The sequence below is a fragment of the Streptomyces sp. NPDC026377 genome, from assembly GCF_055567715.1.
The window spans coordinates 277,942-291,932 of sequence record NZ_JBVHPV010000009.1 but is presented as its reverse complement, the minus strand read 5'-3'; the positions used below and the strand labels follow the sequence as shown (position 1 = coordinate 291,932).

The 13,991-nt window shown below is 75.0% G+C and carries 12 protein-coding genes; 7 read left to right on the top strand and 5 right to left on the bottom strand.

Annotated elements, in window-relative coordinates; genetic code table 11:
- Positions 1-329: 329 nt before the first annotated feature.
- Positions 330-1,976, bottom strand: coding sequence for an acyl-CoA dehydrogenase family protein (locus ACZ4MU_RS20880; RefSeq protein WP_467878558.1), 1,647 nt, complete (start codon positions 1,974-1,976; stop codon positions 330-332).
- Positions 1,977-1,993: 17 nt separating this feature from the next.
- Between ACZ4MU_RS20880 and ACZ4MU_RS20875 the strand changes: the two genes are divergently transcribed.
- Together ACZ4MU_RS20875 and ACZ4MU_RS20870 are read left to right on the top strand one after the other, a co-directional pair.
- Positions 1,994-3,178, top strand: coding sequence for a YihY/virulence factor BrkB family protein (locus ACZ4MU_RS20875; RefSeq protein WP_467878555.1), 1,185 nt, complete (start codon positions 1,994-1,996; stop codon positions 3,176-3,178).
- Between the two features lie 20 nt (positions 3,179-3,198).
- Positions 3,199-3,921 (top strand): DUF6597 domain-containing transcriptional factor, encoded by a 723-nt coding sequence (locus tag ACZ4MU_RS20870; protein ID WP_467878553.1) that lies wholly within the window; start codon positions 3,199-3,201, stop codon positions 3,919-3,921.
- Here ACZ4MU_RS20870 and ACZ4MU_RS20865 read toward each other — a convergent pair.
- The gene (locus ACZ4MU_RS20865) at positions 3,861-4,253 is read right to left on the bottom strand and encodes a VOC family protein (RefSeq protein ID WP_467878551.1); all 393 of its coding nucleotides are present in this window, start codon (positions 4,251-4,253) and stop codon (positions 3,861-3,863) included. The genes ACZ4MU_RS20870 and ACZ4MU_RS20865 overlap by 61 nt on opposite strands.
- A gap of 108 nt (positions 4,254-4,361) precedes the next feature.
- On the opposite strand from ACZ4MU_RS20865, the gene ACZ4MU_RS20860 reads away from it, so the two are divergent.
- From ACZ4MU_RS20860 to ACZ4MU_RS20845, 4 genes are all read left to right on the top strand, one after another.
- Positions 4,362-5,921: a hypothetical protein gene (locus tag ACZ4MU_RS20860; protein WP_467878549.1), complete on the top strand. Its 1,560-nt coding sequence runs from the start codon at positions 4,362-4,364 to the stop codon at positions 5,919-5,921.
- A gap of 217 nt (positions 5,922-6,138) precedes the next feature.
- Positions 6,139-7,260 carry a ribosome small subunit-dependent GTPase A gene (gene rsgA / locus ACZ4MU_RS20855; RefSeq protein ID WP_467878547.1) on the top strand — a complete coding sequence of 374 codons (1,122 nt, stop codon included), beginning with the start codon at positions 6,139-6,141 and terminating at the stop codon, positions 7,258-7,260.
- 108 nt (positions 7,261-7,368) lie between these two features.
- Positions 7,369-8,793 carry a DNA-3-methyladenine glycosylase 2 family protein gene (locus ACZ4MU_RS20850; RefSeq protein WP_467878544.1) on the top strand — a complete coding sequence of 475 codons (1,425 nt, stop codon included), beginning with the start codon at positions 7,369-7,371 and terminating at the stop codon, positions 8,791-8,793.
- Positions 8,794-8,850: 57 nt separating this feature from the next.
- On the top strand, positions 8,851-9,948 hold the full coding sequence (locus tag ACZ4MU_RS20845) for a calcium:cation antiporter (protein WP_467878540.1): 1,098 nt from the start codon (positions 8,851-8,853) through the stop codon (positions 9,946-9,948).
- Between the two features lie 51 nt (positions 9,949-9,999).
- Here the strand turns inward: ACZ4MU_RS20845 and ACZ4MU_RS20840 are convergent, their stop codons facing one another.
- From ACZ4MU_RS20840 to ACZ4MU_RS20830, 3 genes are all read right to left on the bottom strand, one after another.
- The gene (locus ACZ4MU_RS20840; RefSeq protein WP_467878538.1) at positions 10,000-10,371 is read right to left on the bottom strand and encodes a PPOX class F420-dependent oxidoreductase; all 372 of its coding nucleotides are present in this window, start codon (positions 10,369-10,371) and stop codon (positions 10,000-10,002) included.
- A gap of 88 nt (positions 10,372-10,459) precedes the next feature.
- Positions 10,460-10,942: a DUF456 domain-containing protein gene (locus ACZ4MU_RS20835; protein ID WP_467878536.1), complete on the bottom strand. Its 483-nt coding sequence runs from the start codon at positions 10,940-10,942 to the stop codon at positions 10,460-10,462.
- Between the two features lie 79 nt (positions 10,943-11,021).
- Positions 11,022-11,996: a helix-turn-helix domain-containing protein gene (locus ACZ4MU_RS20830; RefSeq protein ID WP_467878534.1), complete on the bottom strand. Its 975-nt coding sequence runs from the start codon at positions 11,994-11,996 to the stop codon at positions 11,022-11,024.
- Positions 11,997-12,431: 435 nt separating this feature from the next.
- Here ACZ4MU_RS20830 and ACZ4MU_RS20825 point away from each other — a divergent pair, with 435 nt between their 5' ends.
- Positions 12,432-13,991 (top strand): protein phosphatase 2C domain-containing protein, encoded by a 1,560-nt coding sequence (locus ACZ4MU_RS20825; RefSeq protein ID WP_467878531.1) that lies wholly within the window; start codon positions 12,432-12,434, stop codon positions 13,989-13,991.

Genomic DNA, 13,991 nt, shown 5'->3' with positions numbered 1-13,991 from the left:
AGGGTGGTGGTGTCCTGCACTGGGTCCTCCTGTCGGCACCCGCGTTCCGAGGGGGAGTTGAACACGGCCGCCACGCATTCATCGTGCCCGCCCGGGCGTTCGCGCGCGGCGATATGCCGCACATGGTTGCAACCCTTTGCAACTCTCGCGAACGGCCGCGCGTGTGTACGAAGGTGGTGGAACACCGGACGTCCGGTCGTCATGGCCCGTCAGGGCGCATGAGAGTGCGGGGGTGGTGCCGTGTCGGCGCAGCACCACCCCCGACGCACGTCCCGGTGAGGGCGCCCGGGCCGCTGAGGCCCGGGCGCCCGCTCTGCACGCGCCGGCGCTCAGACCTCCGCGCGCGCCCGCTGGACGATCGCGCCCAGGTCGAGGGTGTGCGGCAGCGTCCCGAAGGCCGAGCCCCAGTCGCCGCCGAGGCGGGAGGCGCAGAACGCGTCCGCCACCTCCGGCGGCGCCCAGCGCACCAGCAGCGACCCCTGGAGCACCAGCGCCATGCGCTCCACCACCCGGCGCGCCCGCGCCTCGACGCCGTCCAGGTCCGCCAGCTCCGTCAGCAGGTCCTTGATCGCCCCGTCCAGCCGGTGGTCCGCGCCGCGCGCGCGTCCGACCTCCTGGAGGAAGGCGTCCAGGGCCTGCGGCTCGCGCTGGAGCGCCCGCAGCACGTCCAGCGCCTGGACGTTGCCCGAGCCCTCCCAGATCGAGTTCAGCGGCGACTCGCGCAGCAGCCGGGGCAGCCCGGACTCCTCCACGTACCCGTTGCCCCCCAGGCATTCGAGGGCCTCGGCGACGACCGGCGTACAGCGCTTGGTCACCCAGTACTTGGCGGCCGGGACCGCGAGCCGCAGCAGCGCCTGCTCCTCCTGCGAACCCGTGCTCTGGACGGCGTCCTGCGCCGCCGCGAGGCGCAGCGCCAGCGTGGTCGCCGCCTCCGACTCCAGCGCCAGGTCGGCCAGGACGTTCCTCATCAGCGGCTTCTCGATCAGCACCCCGCCGAAGGCAGCACGGTGGGCCGCGTGGTGGATCGCCTGCGCCACGCCCTGGCGCATCAGCGCCGCCGAGCCGACCACGCAGTCCAGCCGCGTCGCCGCCACCATCTCGATGATGGTGCGCACCCCGCGCCCCTCCTCGCCGACCCGGCGCGCCCACGTCTCGTCGAACTCGACCTCGCCGGAGGCGTTGGACCGGTTGCCCAGCTTGTCCTTGAGCCGCTGGATGCGGAAGGTGTTGCGGGTGTCGTCGTCCAGCACCCTGGGCACCAGGAAGCAGGTCAGCCCGCCGGGCGCCTGCGCCAGCACCAGGAAGGCGTCGGACATCGGCGCCGAGCAGAACCACTTGTGCCCGGTCAGCAGATACTCACCGCCGTCCCCCAGCGGCCTCGCCCGGGTGGTGTTGGCCCGGACGTCGCTGCCGCCCTGCTTCTCCGTCATGCCCATCCCGAAGAGCACGCCGGCCTTGTCGGCGGGCGGGCGCAGCCCCTCCTCGTACACATGGGAGGTGAGCCGGGGCTCCCACTCGGCGGCCAGCGCCGGGTCGGTGCGCAGCGCGGGAACCGCCGCGTGCGTCATCGACAGCGGGCACCCGTGGCCCGCCTCGGCCTGCGTCCACACCAGGAACCCGGCGGCGCGCCGCACATGGCCCCCCGGCCGGCCCCAGGCGTCCGTCAGACCCGCTCCGACGGCGTGCCCGAGCAGCCGGTGCCAGCTCGGGTGGAAGTCGACCTCGTCGATCCGGTGGCCGTAGCGGTCGTGGGTGCGCAGCTTGGGCGGGTTCTCGTTCGCCAGCACACCCCACCCCTGCGCCTGGGACGAACCCGCGGTGCGCCCGAGGCCGCTGAGCTCCTCGCGGGCCTCCCCGGCGAGGTCGGGCGCCAGATGCCGTTCGACCCCCTCGGCAAGGGCGCGGTCGGACAAGAAGACGTCGTATCCCACCAGGGGCGGAGCCTGGTTGGTCACTGTGTGGGTGGTGGTCGCCATGCCGATACGGTAAGGAGGTGCAGCCAGCAAATGAAACACCCGAGCGGCCATCGGGCCGACTCCACCGGGCCCCGAGCCGACTCCACCGGGCCCGTGTCCTCTACCGCAACGTCTCCAAGCGGAAGATGGGCTGGCTGCTCCTGAAGGACACCGTCAACTCGTGCATCGAGTACCGCATCCTGGGACTGGCGGCCGAGGCGGCGTTCTTCACCCTGCTCTCGCTGCCTCCGCTGCTGCTCAGCCTGATCGCGCTGCTCGGCTACGTGGACGGCTGGACCAACACGCACACCGTCGACAGCATCAGCAAGAACATCCTCACCGCCGCCCAGTCGGTCCTCTCCGACCGGGGCGTCCACGACTTCGCCGAGCCGCTCCTGGCCGACGTCACCAAGGGGAAAAGGCCGGAAATCGTCTCCCTCGGCTTCGCCTTCGCCCTCTGGTCGGGCTCCCGGGCCGTCAACGTCTTCATCGACACCATCACCGTGATGTACGGGCTCGACGGCCACCGGGGCATCGTCCGCACCCGGATGCTCTCCCTGCTGCTCTACGTCGTGGCCCTGCTGATCGGGGCGGTGGTGCTGCCGCTCGCGGTGGTCGGCCCGGACCGGGTGGTCGAGCTGATCCCGTGGGGGACGGACGTCATCAGCGTTCTGTACTGGCCGGTGATGATCCTCCTTTCGGTGGCATTTCTGACCACCCTCTTCCACGTGTCGGTCCCGGTCCGCTCGCCGTGGATCGAGGACGTGCCGGGCGCGCTGGTCGCCCTGGCGATGTGGGTGCTCGGCTCGTTCCTGCTGCGGATCTACCTCACCAGCACGGTCGAGGGCCCCACCATCTACGGCTCGCTGGCCGCGCCCGTCGCCGTCCTGCTCTGGATCGGCGTGTCGGCCTTCGCGGTCCTGGTGGGCGCGGCCGTGAACGCCGCGATCGACCGCGTGTGGCCCTCGGTCGCCACGGCCGCCGCCCGCGCTGCCAACGAGCGGGTCAAGGCGGCCCAGGCCGCCGAGATCGTGGCGCGCGCGGCCCGGGCCAGGGCCGCCTACCAGGGCGACCCGGAGGACTTCGACCCCGCGGACTACGACCCGGCGGACCCCGGGATGCCCGCGGAGTACCCGGAGCGGTGGTCGCGCTTCCTGCCGCCGGACCACGTGAAGTCCCGGCTGCACGGGACGCGCGACACACACGGCAAGGACAGGTCCTAGGGCGCGTTGGTCTCGAAGACATGTACCGAGAGCGTGCCTCGCGGCTCCCCGGAGCGGTCGTCTGGGCGCGCACGCTGGCGGCGGGAGCCGTCCGTCCCGTCCTGCCGGACGGCTGCATGGACCTGCTCTGGTGCGAGGGGAAGCTGCTCGTCGCCGGTCCCGACACGCACGCGTACGTACCGGACGCGCCGGCCGGGGCCCGGTTCGTGGGCGTGCGGTTCGCGCCCGGCGCGGGGCCCGTGGCGCTCGGCGTACCGGCGCACGAACTGCGCGACCGGCGCGTGGACCTCGGCGCGCTCTGGCCCGGTGATGAAGTGCGCCACCTCGCCGAGCGGATCGAGGAGGCACCCGACCCGGCCACCGCCCTGGAGGCCGCCGCGCTGGCCAGGGCCGGGGAGCCGGACCCGCTGATGCGGGAGGTGGCCGGACGGCTCGCGGCGGGCGCCACGGTCGCCGCGACGGCCGAGGCGGTCGGGCTGGGCGCCCGCGGGCTGCACCGCCGCTCGCTGGCCGCCTTCGGCTACGGTCCCAAGACCCTCGCGCGCGTGCTGCGTCTGCAACGCGCCCTCGGCCTGGTCCTGGCGGGTGTGCCGTACGCCGAGGCCGCGCTCGCCGCCGGCTGCGCCGACCAGGCGCACCTCGCCCGCGAGATGCGCGACCTGGCCGGCACCACCCTGACCCGCTACGCCGAGGCCGCGAAGAGCGAGACGCCGACCCCGTCCGGGTCGTGGAGCGTCGCGTAGCGCTGGCCCCAGAAGGCGTCGAACGGCTTGAGGTGGCCGGAGTACCCGGCCGCCACCAGCTCCTCGTACAGCCGGTCCACCGCCTCCGGCCCGTCGCAGACGAAGGCCAGGTCGGCCCGGCCGCCGCCGGACGGGCGGGTCCACCCCGGGTCGAAGGAGCGGATCACCTCCTCGGTGTCCCACAGGATGCGGGTGCCGCCCGCGAGGGTGTGCTCCACATGCGGTTCGGCGTCGGCCTCGGCCGGGATGTCCAGACCCAGACGGCGGTAGAAGGCGAGCGAGGCGGCCATGTCGGAGACGACCAGGCCGATGGAGTCGAATCGTGCGTTCATGGCGCCACCGTAGGACGCGGCGCAGGCGCCGGTCTTGAAGGAAACGGACACGCACCCGTGGGCGTACTCCGCCTGCCGGGGCCGGTCCGGGCCGCGTAGGTTGGGCGCATGGCTGCCGCCGATCAAGCTACCCGGTCCCTGCCGAGCCGACCGGCCGTGCGTCCCCCGCGGCCGGACACCCTCCGGCTGGCGCTGGTGGGGGCGCTGCTCGCGCTGGCCTGCGGCGCGGTCCAGCTGGCCACCGGCGCCTGGCGGCTGCCGCTGGGCTGGGACGAGACGGTGTACGTCAGCCAGGTCGACCCCCGGGTCCCCGACGCCTTCTTCAGCGAGCCCCGCGCCCGGGGGGTGAGCTGGCTGGCCGCTCCCGCCGCCCAACTGACGGGTTCGGTGCCGGTGCTGCGCGCCTGGATGCTGCTGCTCGCGGCGCTCGGCCTCACCCTCGCCTTCCGCCCCTGGCTGACCCTGGCGGGCCGCCGGGTCGTGCTGCTCGCCGCCGTGCTCTTCAGCGGTCTGTGGGTGGTGCAGTTCTACGCGGGCGAGGTCATGCCCAACCTGTACGTGGCCTACGGCGCGCTCGCCGGGGCGGGCTGGTTCCTGCACGCCGCCCAGGACCGGGAGCGGCGGCGCGGCCCGCTGCTCGCGGTGGCGCTGAGCGTGGCGTTCACGGCGCTTGTGCGGCCCTACGACGGCGGTTATCTGGCGCTCGCCCTGCTCACGGCGGTCCTCGCGGTACCGGCGTGGCGGCGGACGCGGACCGCCGTCGCGGTCCTGGGCGGGCTCGCCGCCGGTGTGCTGCCCTGGGTCGTCGAGGCGTATCTGCGCTTCGGCGGCGTCCTGGAGCGGGTGCACGGGGCGGGCGAGGCGCAGGGCGGCCTCAGCCTGCACAACGCGCTCGGCATGAACCTGATGACCCTCAACGGCCCGCTGCTGTGCCGCCCCTGCACCTCCGGCTGGCCCAACCCCCACCAGAGCGCGGTGTGGTGGCTGGCGCTCCCGCTGCTCACCGCCCTCGGCGCGCTCCGCGCGGCCAGGGCCGGGCGGGGGCGCTCGGCGCTGCTGGCGGTGTGGTGCGCGGCGGCGCTCGGCCTGCCGTACCTCTTCGGCATCGGCTACGCCGCGCCCCGCTTCCTGATCCCCGCGTACGCGCTGCTCGCGCCGGTCGTCGCCGAGTGCGCGCTCGGGGCGGTGGCGGCGGCGCGCGGGCGGTGGCGGATCGTCGCGGGGGCCGCCGTCGCGGTCTGCCTGGGGCTCCAGCTGTGGGGCCAGTACGGGATCCTGGACCGGCGCACCGCACGCCAGCAGGCCCTGCGCTCGGACGACCAGTGGCTGGTGGCGCGGCTCGCGGAGTACGGCATCCGGCCGCCCTGCACCATCGTCGGCGAGCAGTCCCAGCCGCAGGCCTTCTACGGCCGCTGCTCCTCGCACGCCAGCGACCGCCGCGACCGGACCCAGACCGTGCCGGGCATCGTCGCGGCGGCGCGCCGCACCCCGCTCGCCCTGGTCCGGTCGGCGCCCAACCCGCCCCCGTACGCCCGCTCCTGGCCCGGACGCAAGGTGGTCACGCCCCGCACCGGGACGGTCTGGTACGTCTTCCTGGCGCCCGCCCCGGAGGCCACGCGGAGGGCGGCCCCGCAGGCCGCCGCGCGAGCCGCCGAGGGCCGTGGATAAATGAGTTGGCCGGCCCCCGGGCCCGGCCTTATGGTGACTGCGTTGTGTGCGACGGCCGTTGGCCGGCGCTTCAGACCCTGCGAACGAACCGGGAGGTTGACCGATGGCTGTCATGGCGTTGGGCGCTGCCCTCATCCAGAAGTACATCTATTCCACTCCCGTGGCCGCCGGCTGAACCCAACCCACCGCCGGGGCCACCCTTGTGAAGGGTCTCCCCTTGTCCTCCTCTTCTGCTTCGCAGCAGTCGCGCACCACCATCTCCTCGTACGACGCCCTGGCTCCCTACGGCTGGGACGACGCCTGGGCCGCCGAATTCGCCCCCTATGCCGACAAGGGCCTGCTGCCCGGCCGGGTCGTCCGCGTCGACCGGGGCCAGTGCGACCTCGTCACTCCCGAAGGACCGCTGCGCGCCGACACCGCCTACGTCACCCCGCACGACCCGATGCGGGTCGTCTGCACCGGTGACTGGGCCGCCGTCGATCCCGGCGGCGACCCCCGGTTCGTGCGCGCGTACCTGCCGCGCCGCACCGCCTTCGTCCGCAACACCTCCTCCAACCGGTCCGAGGGGCAGATCCTCGCGGCCAACGTGGACCACGCGATCATCGCGGTCTCGCTCGCCGTCGAGCTGGACCTCGGGCGGATCGAGCGGTTCCTGGCCCTGGCGTGGGAGTCGGGCGCGCAGCCGCTCGTCGTCCTCACCAAGGCCGACCTGGTGCCCGACCCGGTCGGGCTCTCCTACCTCGTCGAAGACGTGGAGACCGCCGCGCCCGGCGTCCAGGTCCTGCCCGTCAGCTCGACCACCGGCGACGGCGTCGAGGTGCTGCGGGCGATCGTCGCGGACGGCACCAGCGTGCTGCTCGGCCAGTCCGGCGCGGGCAAGTCCACGCTCGCCAACGCCCTGCTCGGCGCGGACGTGATGGAGGTGCAGACCATCCGGGACGTCGACGGCAAAGGCCGGCACACCACCACCACCCGCAATCTGCTCGTCCTGCCCGGCGGCGGCGTCCTCATCGACACCCCGGGGCTGCGCGGGGTGGGCCTGTGGGACGCCGCGACCGGCGTCGGACAGGTCTTCGCGGAGATCGAGGCGCTGGCCGGGGAGTGCCGCTTCCACGACTGCGCACACGAGGCGGAGCCGGGGTGCGCGGTGCTCGCGGCGATCGAGGACGGCTCGCTGCCCGAGCGGCGCCTGGAGAGCTACCGCAAGCTGATCCGCGAGAACCAGCGGATCGTCGCCAAGACGGACGCGCGCCTGCGCAACGAGATCCGCCGCGACTGGCGGCTGCGGTCGGCCGAGGGCCGGGCCAACTACGCCGCCAAGCGGGGCCGCGTGCGCTGACGGCCCCGGGCCTGACGTCCGGCACGCAGGGGGATTCGGGCACGGCGCCCCGAGCGCCGTGTCCGAATCCCGCGAGTGCGCGCATCCGCCGAGGCGCACACTGGACGGGTGACGACGTACGAGGAGAGCGGCACCGCAACGGCCGACCCGGCCGACGAGACCCGGTACGAGGCGGTCAGCAGCCGTGACGCCCGCTTCGACGGCGCGTTCTTCTTCGCCGTGGCGACCACCGGCATCTACTGCCGCCCCAGCTGCCCGGCCGTCACCCCCAAGCGTGCCAACGTCCGCTTCTTCCCGACCGCGGCCGCCGCCCAGGGCCACGGCTTCCGCGCCTGCCGCCGCTGCCGCCCCGACGCGGTGCCCGGCTCCGCCGAGTGGAACGTCCGCGCCGACGTCGTGGGCCGCGCCGTCCGCCTGATCGGGGACGGCGTGGTGGACCGCGAGGGCGTCCCCGGCCTCGCCGCGCGCCTGGGCTACAGCACCCGGCAGGTCCAGCGCCAGCTCACCGCCGAACTCGGCGCGGGCCCGGTCGCCCTCGCCCGCGCCCAGCGCGCCCACACCGCCCGCGTGCTGCTCCAGACCACCGGGCTGCCGGTCACCGACATCGCCTTCGCGGCCGGGTTCGCCAGCGTGCGGCAGTTCAACGACACCATCCGGCAGATCTACGCGCGCACCCCCAGCGCCCTGCGCGAGGAGTCCGGCACCCGGGCGGGGTCCGGCCCGGCCGCCTTCGCCGCCGGCATCCCGCTGCGCCTGGCCCACCGCGGCCCGTACGCCGCGGGTCCCGTCTTCGACCTGCTCGCCGAGGAGGCCGTCGCCGGGGCCGATGAGATGACCGGCGAGCCGGGCAGGCGCACCTACCGCCGCACCCTGCGGCTGCCGTACGGCACGGGCATCGTGGCCGTCGACGAGGCGCGCCCGCGCCGGGGCGGCTGGCTCCAGGCCCGCATCCACCTCACCGACCTGCGCGACCTGACCACCGCCGTCCAGCGCCTGCGCCGCCTGTTCGACCTGGACGCCGACCCGTACGCGGTGGACGAGCGCCTCGCCGCCGACCCCCGCCTCGCCCCCCTGGTCGCGGCCCGGCCCGGGATCCGCTCGCCGGGGGCCGCCGACCCGGACGAGTACGCGGTACGGGCCCTGGTGGGCCGGGACGCGGCGCGCGAGCTGACCGAGGTGTACGGGAAGCGGCTCGACGTGCCGTGCGGCTCGCTCACCCACCTCTTCCCCGACCCCGCCACCCTCGCCGCGCACCCCGACCCGGCCCTGGCGGGGCTGGCCGCCGCGCTCGCGGACGGCCGACTGCGCCTGGACGCGGGCGCCGACCGCGCGGAGGCCGTACGGATCCTGCGCACCCTGCCAGGAGTCGACGCCCGCACGGTCGCGCTGATCCGCACGCGGGCGCTGGGCGAGCCGGACGTGGGGTCCGACGACTCGGGGGGCGCCCGCGACGGCGCCGACCCGTGGCGGCCCTGGCGCTCGTACGCCCATCAGCACCTGCGCGCGGCCGGAGTGTCCGGCTCCGTCCCGTAGGGCGCGGACGGCGTCGGCCGACGGGCGCGGGGCGGCCCCGTCTGAGAACGTCGGAACATGATCCGTCTCGCCCGCCTCCCGCTGGAGCGGTGGTCGGCGTTGGTGCCGGCGCTCGCCGTGGTGCTGCTCGCGCTCACCTGGGGGCGCTCGCTCCCCTCCGCCCTGGTCGCGCTGGTGGCCTGCTTCCTGGCGGGCGCGGTGCTGGCGGCGGTGCACCACGCCGAGGTGGTGGCGCACCGGGTGGGGGAGCCGTTCGGCTCGCTGGTGCTCGCGGTCGCGGTGACGATCATCGAGGTCGCGCTGATCGTCACCCTGATGTCGGACGGCGGTGACAAGAACGCCACGCTCGCCCGCGACACCGTCTTCGCCGCCGTGATGATCACCTGCAACGGCATCCTCGGGGTCTGCCTCCTCATCGGGGCGCTGCGGCGCAGACTCGCCGTCTTCAACCCCGAGGGCACCGGCGCCGCCTTCGCCACGGTGACCACGCTCGCCGGGCTCAGCCTGGTGCTGCCGACCTTCACCACCAGCAGGCCCGGCCCGCAGTTCTCCCCCGCCCAGCTCGTCTTCGCCGCCCTCGCCTCGGTGGCGCTCTACGGGCTGTTCGTCGCCACCCAGACCGTGCGCCACCGCGACTACTTCCTGCCGGTCACCCAACAGGGCGAGGTGCTGGAGGAGGAGCACGCCGACCCTCCGTCCTCCCGTACCGCCCTGGTCAGCGTGGGACTCCTCGCGGTGGCCCTGATCGCGGTGGTGGGCCTGGCCAAGGGCGTCTCGCCGACCATCGAACGCGGGGTGGCCGCCGCGGGGCTGCCGGCTTCCGTCGTCGGTGTGGTCATCGCCCTGCTCGTGCTGCTGCCCGAGACCATCGCCGCCTCCCGGGCCGCCGCCCGCGACCGGGTCCAGACCAGCCTCAACCTGGCGCTCGGCTCCGCCATGGCGAGCATCGGACTGACCATCCCGGCGGTCGCGCTCGCCTCGGTCTGGCTCTCGGGACCGCTGGTCCTCGGCCTCGGCGCCAGCCACATGGTGCTGCTCGCGCTCACCGTCGGCGTGGGCATCCTCACCGTCGTCCCGGGCCGCGCGACACCGATGCAGGCCGGTGTCCACCTCGCCCTCTTCGCCGGCTACCTGGTGCTCGCGGTCAGCCCCTGACCCGGACGGCCCGGGCGCGACGGCTCGGGCCCGCTGAGCCGTCCCCGGTCGCTACTCCCCGTCCAGACCCCAGCTGTGGATCTTGGCAGGGCGGATACGGATCAGCTCCTCGCTGAAGTGCGGGCCCAAGTCGTGCGGCCCCGTGAGGAGTTCGGCCTCACCCCGGACCTCCACGCCCCGCACCCGCCACGGCCGTACGCTCACCACGTCGTCGACGACCAGCGCGAGGCGGGGGTTCAGCAGCAGGTTGCGCCACTTCTTGGTGGTGCCGAGCGCGTACCCGCCGATGAGGATCGTGCCGTCGTCCTGCGGGAAGAACCCGACGGGGTTCGCCTGCGGCTGGCCCTTGGGGTCGACGGTCGCCAGCCGCCCCAGCCGCTGGGTCTTCAGATACGCGCGCTCGGCCGCGCTGAATTCGGTCATGCCCCAGCCTCACACGCGTACCCGCCGGAGGTCATCGGGTCCCAGAACCAGGGCGTCCGGGTCGCCGGACCTACGTCCACGGCCCGTCTCACGCCCAGATCACCACGCCCGCCCACACGCCCACCACCGACAGACACACCAGGAGTTCGACCAGGACCGCGTACCCGCCGGACCGCAGCACCGTGCGGGCCGACGACCAGCCCGCCCCGTGGCTGCCCAGCCGCACCCGCTCCGCCCCGTACAGACCGGCCAGGAACCCCGCGGCCCCGCCGACGACCGGCAGCAGGAAGAACCCGGCGATCGCCGCGAGACCCGCGGTGAACAGCGAGCGGCGGGGGGCGCCGGACGCCTTCAGGCGCCGGGGCGGCATCCTCAGCTTGACCGCCTGGGCGAGCAGCAGCAGGCCCGTCGCCCCGGCGAGCACCGCCCAGGCCGTGCCGCCGGTGTCGGTCAGAGCCCACCACGCCACGGCCGCCCACACGACCGCCGGCCCCGGCGCCCCGGGCACCAGCACGCCCAACAGCCCGAGAAGCATCACCAGGCCCATCACCAGGAGCTGCCATACGCCCACCTGCCCAGCGTGCGCTACTTCGGACGTCCGTGCAGGCCGGGGGAGGGGCGTGCGAGCCGCCCTCGGGTCCGGCCCGGCGCTACCGGGCCACCCAGCCGCGCTCATAGGCGTGCCAGCCCAGCTGGAGCCGGGTGGTGACGCCGGTCAGCTCCATCAGGCCCTTCACCCGGCGCTGTACGGTCCGCAGGCCCAGGTCGAGCTGTTTGGCCACGCTGGCGTCGGTCATCCCGGCCAGCAGCAGCGACAGGATCTCCAGGTCCGTGGTGTCGGGGCCGGCCGCCTCTTCCCGTACCGCCGCGCCCGCCAGCCGCAGCGGCAGCGCGTCCCGCCACACCGACTCGAAGAGGCCCATCAGCGACTCCAGCAGGCCGCTCGCGTGCACCACCAGGGCGGCGGGCTCCGCGTCCCGCCCGGTCAGCGGCACCATCGCCAGGCTGCGGTCGGCCACCATCAGCTTGGTGGGCACCCGCTCGACCGTCCGCACCTGCTCCTGGCGCCCGAGCGCCGCGGTGACCTCGGTGATCCCGGTGGGCAGGGCGAGCACCTCGCGCTCGATGACCACCCGGTAGGCGACGCCCCGGGCCGCCGCCCGCTCCTCGGACTCGTTGTCCACGCCGGTCACCGCGACCGGACGGCCCGTGACCAGCGCGCACACCTCGTCGGTCGCGCCGAGCTGGAGCTGGTGGAAGCGGTGGGCGACGGCACTGGCGCCGGTCACCACCTCCACCAGGTCGTGGACGGCGGGCTCGGCGGCCTCCGCCCGGTACTCCTCGGCCAGCACCGCCGCCGCCAGCTCCGCCCGCTCCAGCTCGTGGCGCTGCTGGGTGAGCAGGGCGCCGAGCGCCACGCCGGGCGGGGCCGCCACCCACCGCCCGGTCCGGGCGGAGGACTGGGCGGCCAGGCCCTGGCGCTCCAGGCGCCGCAACGCCCGTTCCGTGTCCGGCTCCGGAAGCGCCAGCCGGTGCGCCAGGTCCGCGACCTCGGCCGCGCCCAGCGCCACCAGCGTCCGGTACGCCGACTCCTGCGTCTCGTCCAGGCCTATCGCTCCGAGCACCCTCGTTCGCCCCTCTCACGCCGGTGTCCACGGGTGGCGGGAAACGGCCACGGCGTGAACCCGCCTCGCAACATCGTCCCCGCACCTTCCGTCGCTCTGCCAAGCTGGCGCAACCGCAGGACCAACAGCCGTCGGCAACAGGGCATTTGCGCGCTTTGCGTGCGGAGTGCTTTGTTCTGTATTCAGCCGCGGAGAGCGATGCGCCCGGTATGGCGTACGGCTCCGGGAGCGGCGGCCACGGCCGTCCCGCGCGGGGGCGAGCGCTTGGCGGGCTGCCCCTCACAAGGCTTCGCCGGGCGGCCCTCTCGTGGGGGGAAGGGCCGCCCGGCGGAGGTGTGCCGACTCGTGTCCCCGTACGGGACACGGATTTGTGTGCTGACCACTTTTACCCGTTCCACGGTTTTCGTGCGGCCCGCGCGGTGGACAATAAGGGGCATGAGTCAGCAGGGGGAGAGGCGCACCTCGGACGACGACTGGTGGACTCGCCTGTACGACGAGTCCGCCCCGGACAGCGCGCCCGCGACCGCGGGCGACACCCTCGACGACCGCTTCAAGTCCGTTGCCCGGGCGGTCAGTCCGCCCGTACCGGACCCCCGGTCGCCGCAGGACGGGCCCGCGCCGCGCGTACCCGAGCGGCCCGAGGCACAGGACGAAAGCGGTCCCGCCGAACCGGCGGAGCCCGCGCCCGCCCCCGGCGGCCCCCCGTCCAGGGCCCCCTGGCAGCCGCCCGCCGGCGCGGCGCCGCCCGGCTCCCGCCGTACGGCCGGGTGGTGGGAGCCCGCCGACACCCTTCCCCCGCCGCCCCCGCCCCCGCCCGGGTACGAACCCGCCGTCCCTGCGCCCCCACCCGGTCCGCCCGCCGCCGAGCAGGCGCCCCAGCCACCGCCACCCGGTCCGCCCGGCGCCGAGGCCCAGGCCGCGCCCGAACCGCCTCCCGCGCCACCGGATCCCCCGGCCCCCGCCCCTGTCGCCACCCCGCCGGTGGCGGCCCCTGAACCGCCCCCGCCACCCGGGCCCCGGCCCCGCGTCGCGCATGTGGGGGACCGGCCGCCCACCTACGACGCCGAGCCCACCGCGCTGCCGGACGCACGGCCCGACAGCCTCGGCGAGCTCGTCGCGGACACGGTCCTGGACGGCGCCCGGTACGGGGCGTACGTCCTGCGTGCCGCCTCGGTGCGCGGCGACTCCGCCCGCTACCGGGGAGAGCCCCGGCGTGACGCCCTGCTCACCGCCCGGTTCGGCCAGGGCGAGGACGCGCTGGTCCTGGTCGCCGTCGCCGGCGGCATGCGCACCTTCGAGGGCGCGCACCTCGCCGCCGCCGACGCCTGCCGCTGGATCGGCGGCGCCATCGGGCGCAGCCACGCCCGGCTCGCCGACGACATCAGGGCCGGGCGCCGGGGCGACCTCAAGTCCGGGCTGCACCGGCTCACCGACCGCAGCTACGGACGGCTGCGCGCCCGCGCCGCCGAACTGGGCGCGGAGCCCGAGGAGTACACCGCGGGCCTGCGCTGTCTGCTGCTCTCCGCCGACCCCGGCTGCCGCACCCGAATCTTCTTCGGGGTCGGGCCGGGCGGTCTGTTCCGGCTGCGCGGGGGAGTCTGGCAGGACATCGAGCCCGCGGCGCCCGAGCCGGGCGAGGTCAGCGGCGAACCCGTCGTCGGCTTCGGCTCGCCGCCCTCGGAGACCGCCGACGGCGACCGGCTCACCATGGACCTGCACACCGTGGAGCCCGCCCGCCCCTACATCGACCCGCCGCCCCCGCCCGCCGAACCCTTCCGCTTCCGCGCCTCCGTCGCCCGCCCGGGTGACACCCTGCTGCTGTGCGGAGGAGGGCTGGCCGAGCCGCTGCGGGGCGAGCCCGCGCTCGCGAAGGAGCTGGCCGAGCGGTGGTCCGGGCATGAGCCGCCGGGGCTCGCCGCGTTCCTCGCGGACGTCCAGCTGAGAGTGAAGGGGTACGCCGACGACCGTACGGCGGTCGCCGTCTGGGAGGCGTGA

Bases quoted from the DNA above. Each gene is read 5' to 3' on its own strand.
- ACZ4MU_RS20825 (WP_467878531.1), top strand. From the start codon at position 12,432: ATGAGTCAGCAGGGGGAGAGGCGCACCTCGGACGACGACTGGTGGACT.
- ACZ4MU_RS20860 (WP_467878549.1), top strand. From the start codon at position 4,362: ATGGCTGCCGCCGATCAAGCTACCCGGTCCCTGCCGAGCCGACCGGCC.
- ACZ4MU_RS20845 (WP_467878540.1), top strand. From the start codon at position 8,851: ATGATCCGTCTCGCCCGCCTCCCGCTGGAGCGGTGGTCGGCGTTGGTG.
- ACZ4MU_RS20840 (WP_467878538.1), bottom strand. From the start codon at position 10,371: ATGACCGAATTCAGCGCGGCCGAGCGCGCGTATCTGAAGACCCAGCGG.
- ACZ4MU_RS20865 (WP_467878551.1), bottom strand. From the start codon at position 4,253: ATGAACGCACGATTCGACTCCATCGGCCTGGTCGTCTCCGACATGGCC.
- ACZ4MU_RS20870 (WP_467878553.1), top strand. From the start codon at position 3,199: ATGTACCGAGAGCGTGCCTCGCGGCTCCCCGGAGCGGTCGTCTGGGCG.
- ACZ4MU_RS20880 (WP_467878558.1), bottom strand. From the start codon at position 1,976: ATGGCGACCACCACCCACACAGTGACCAACCAGGCTCCGCCCCTGGTG.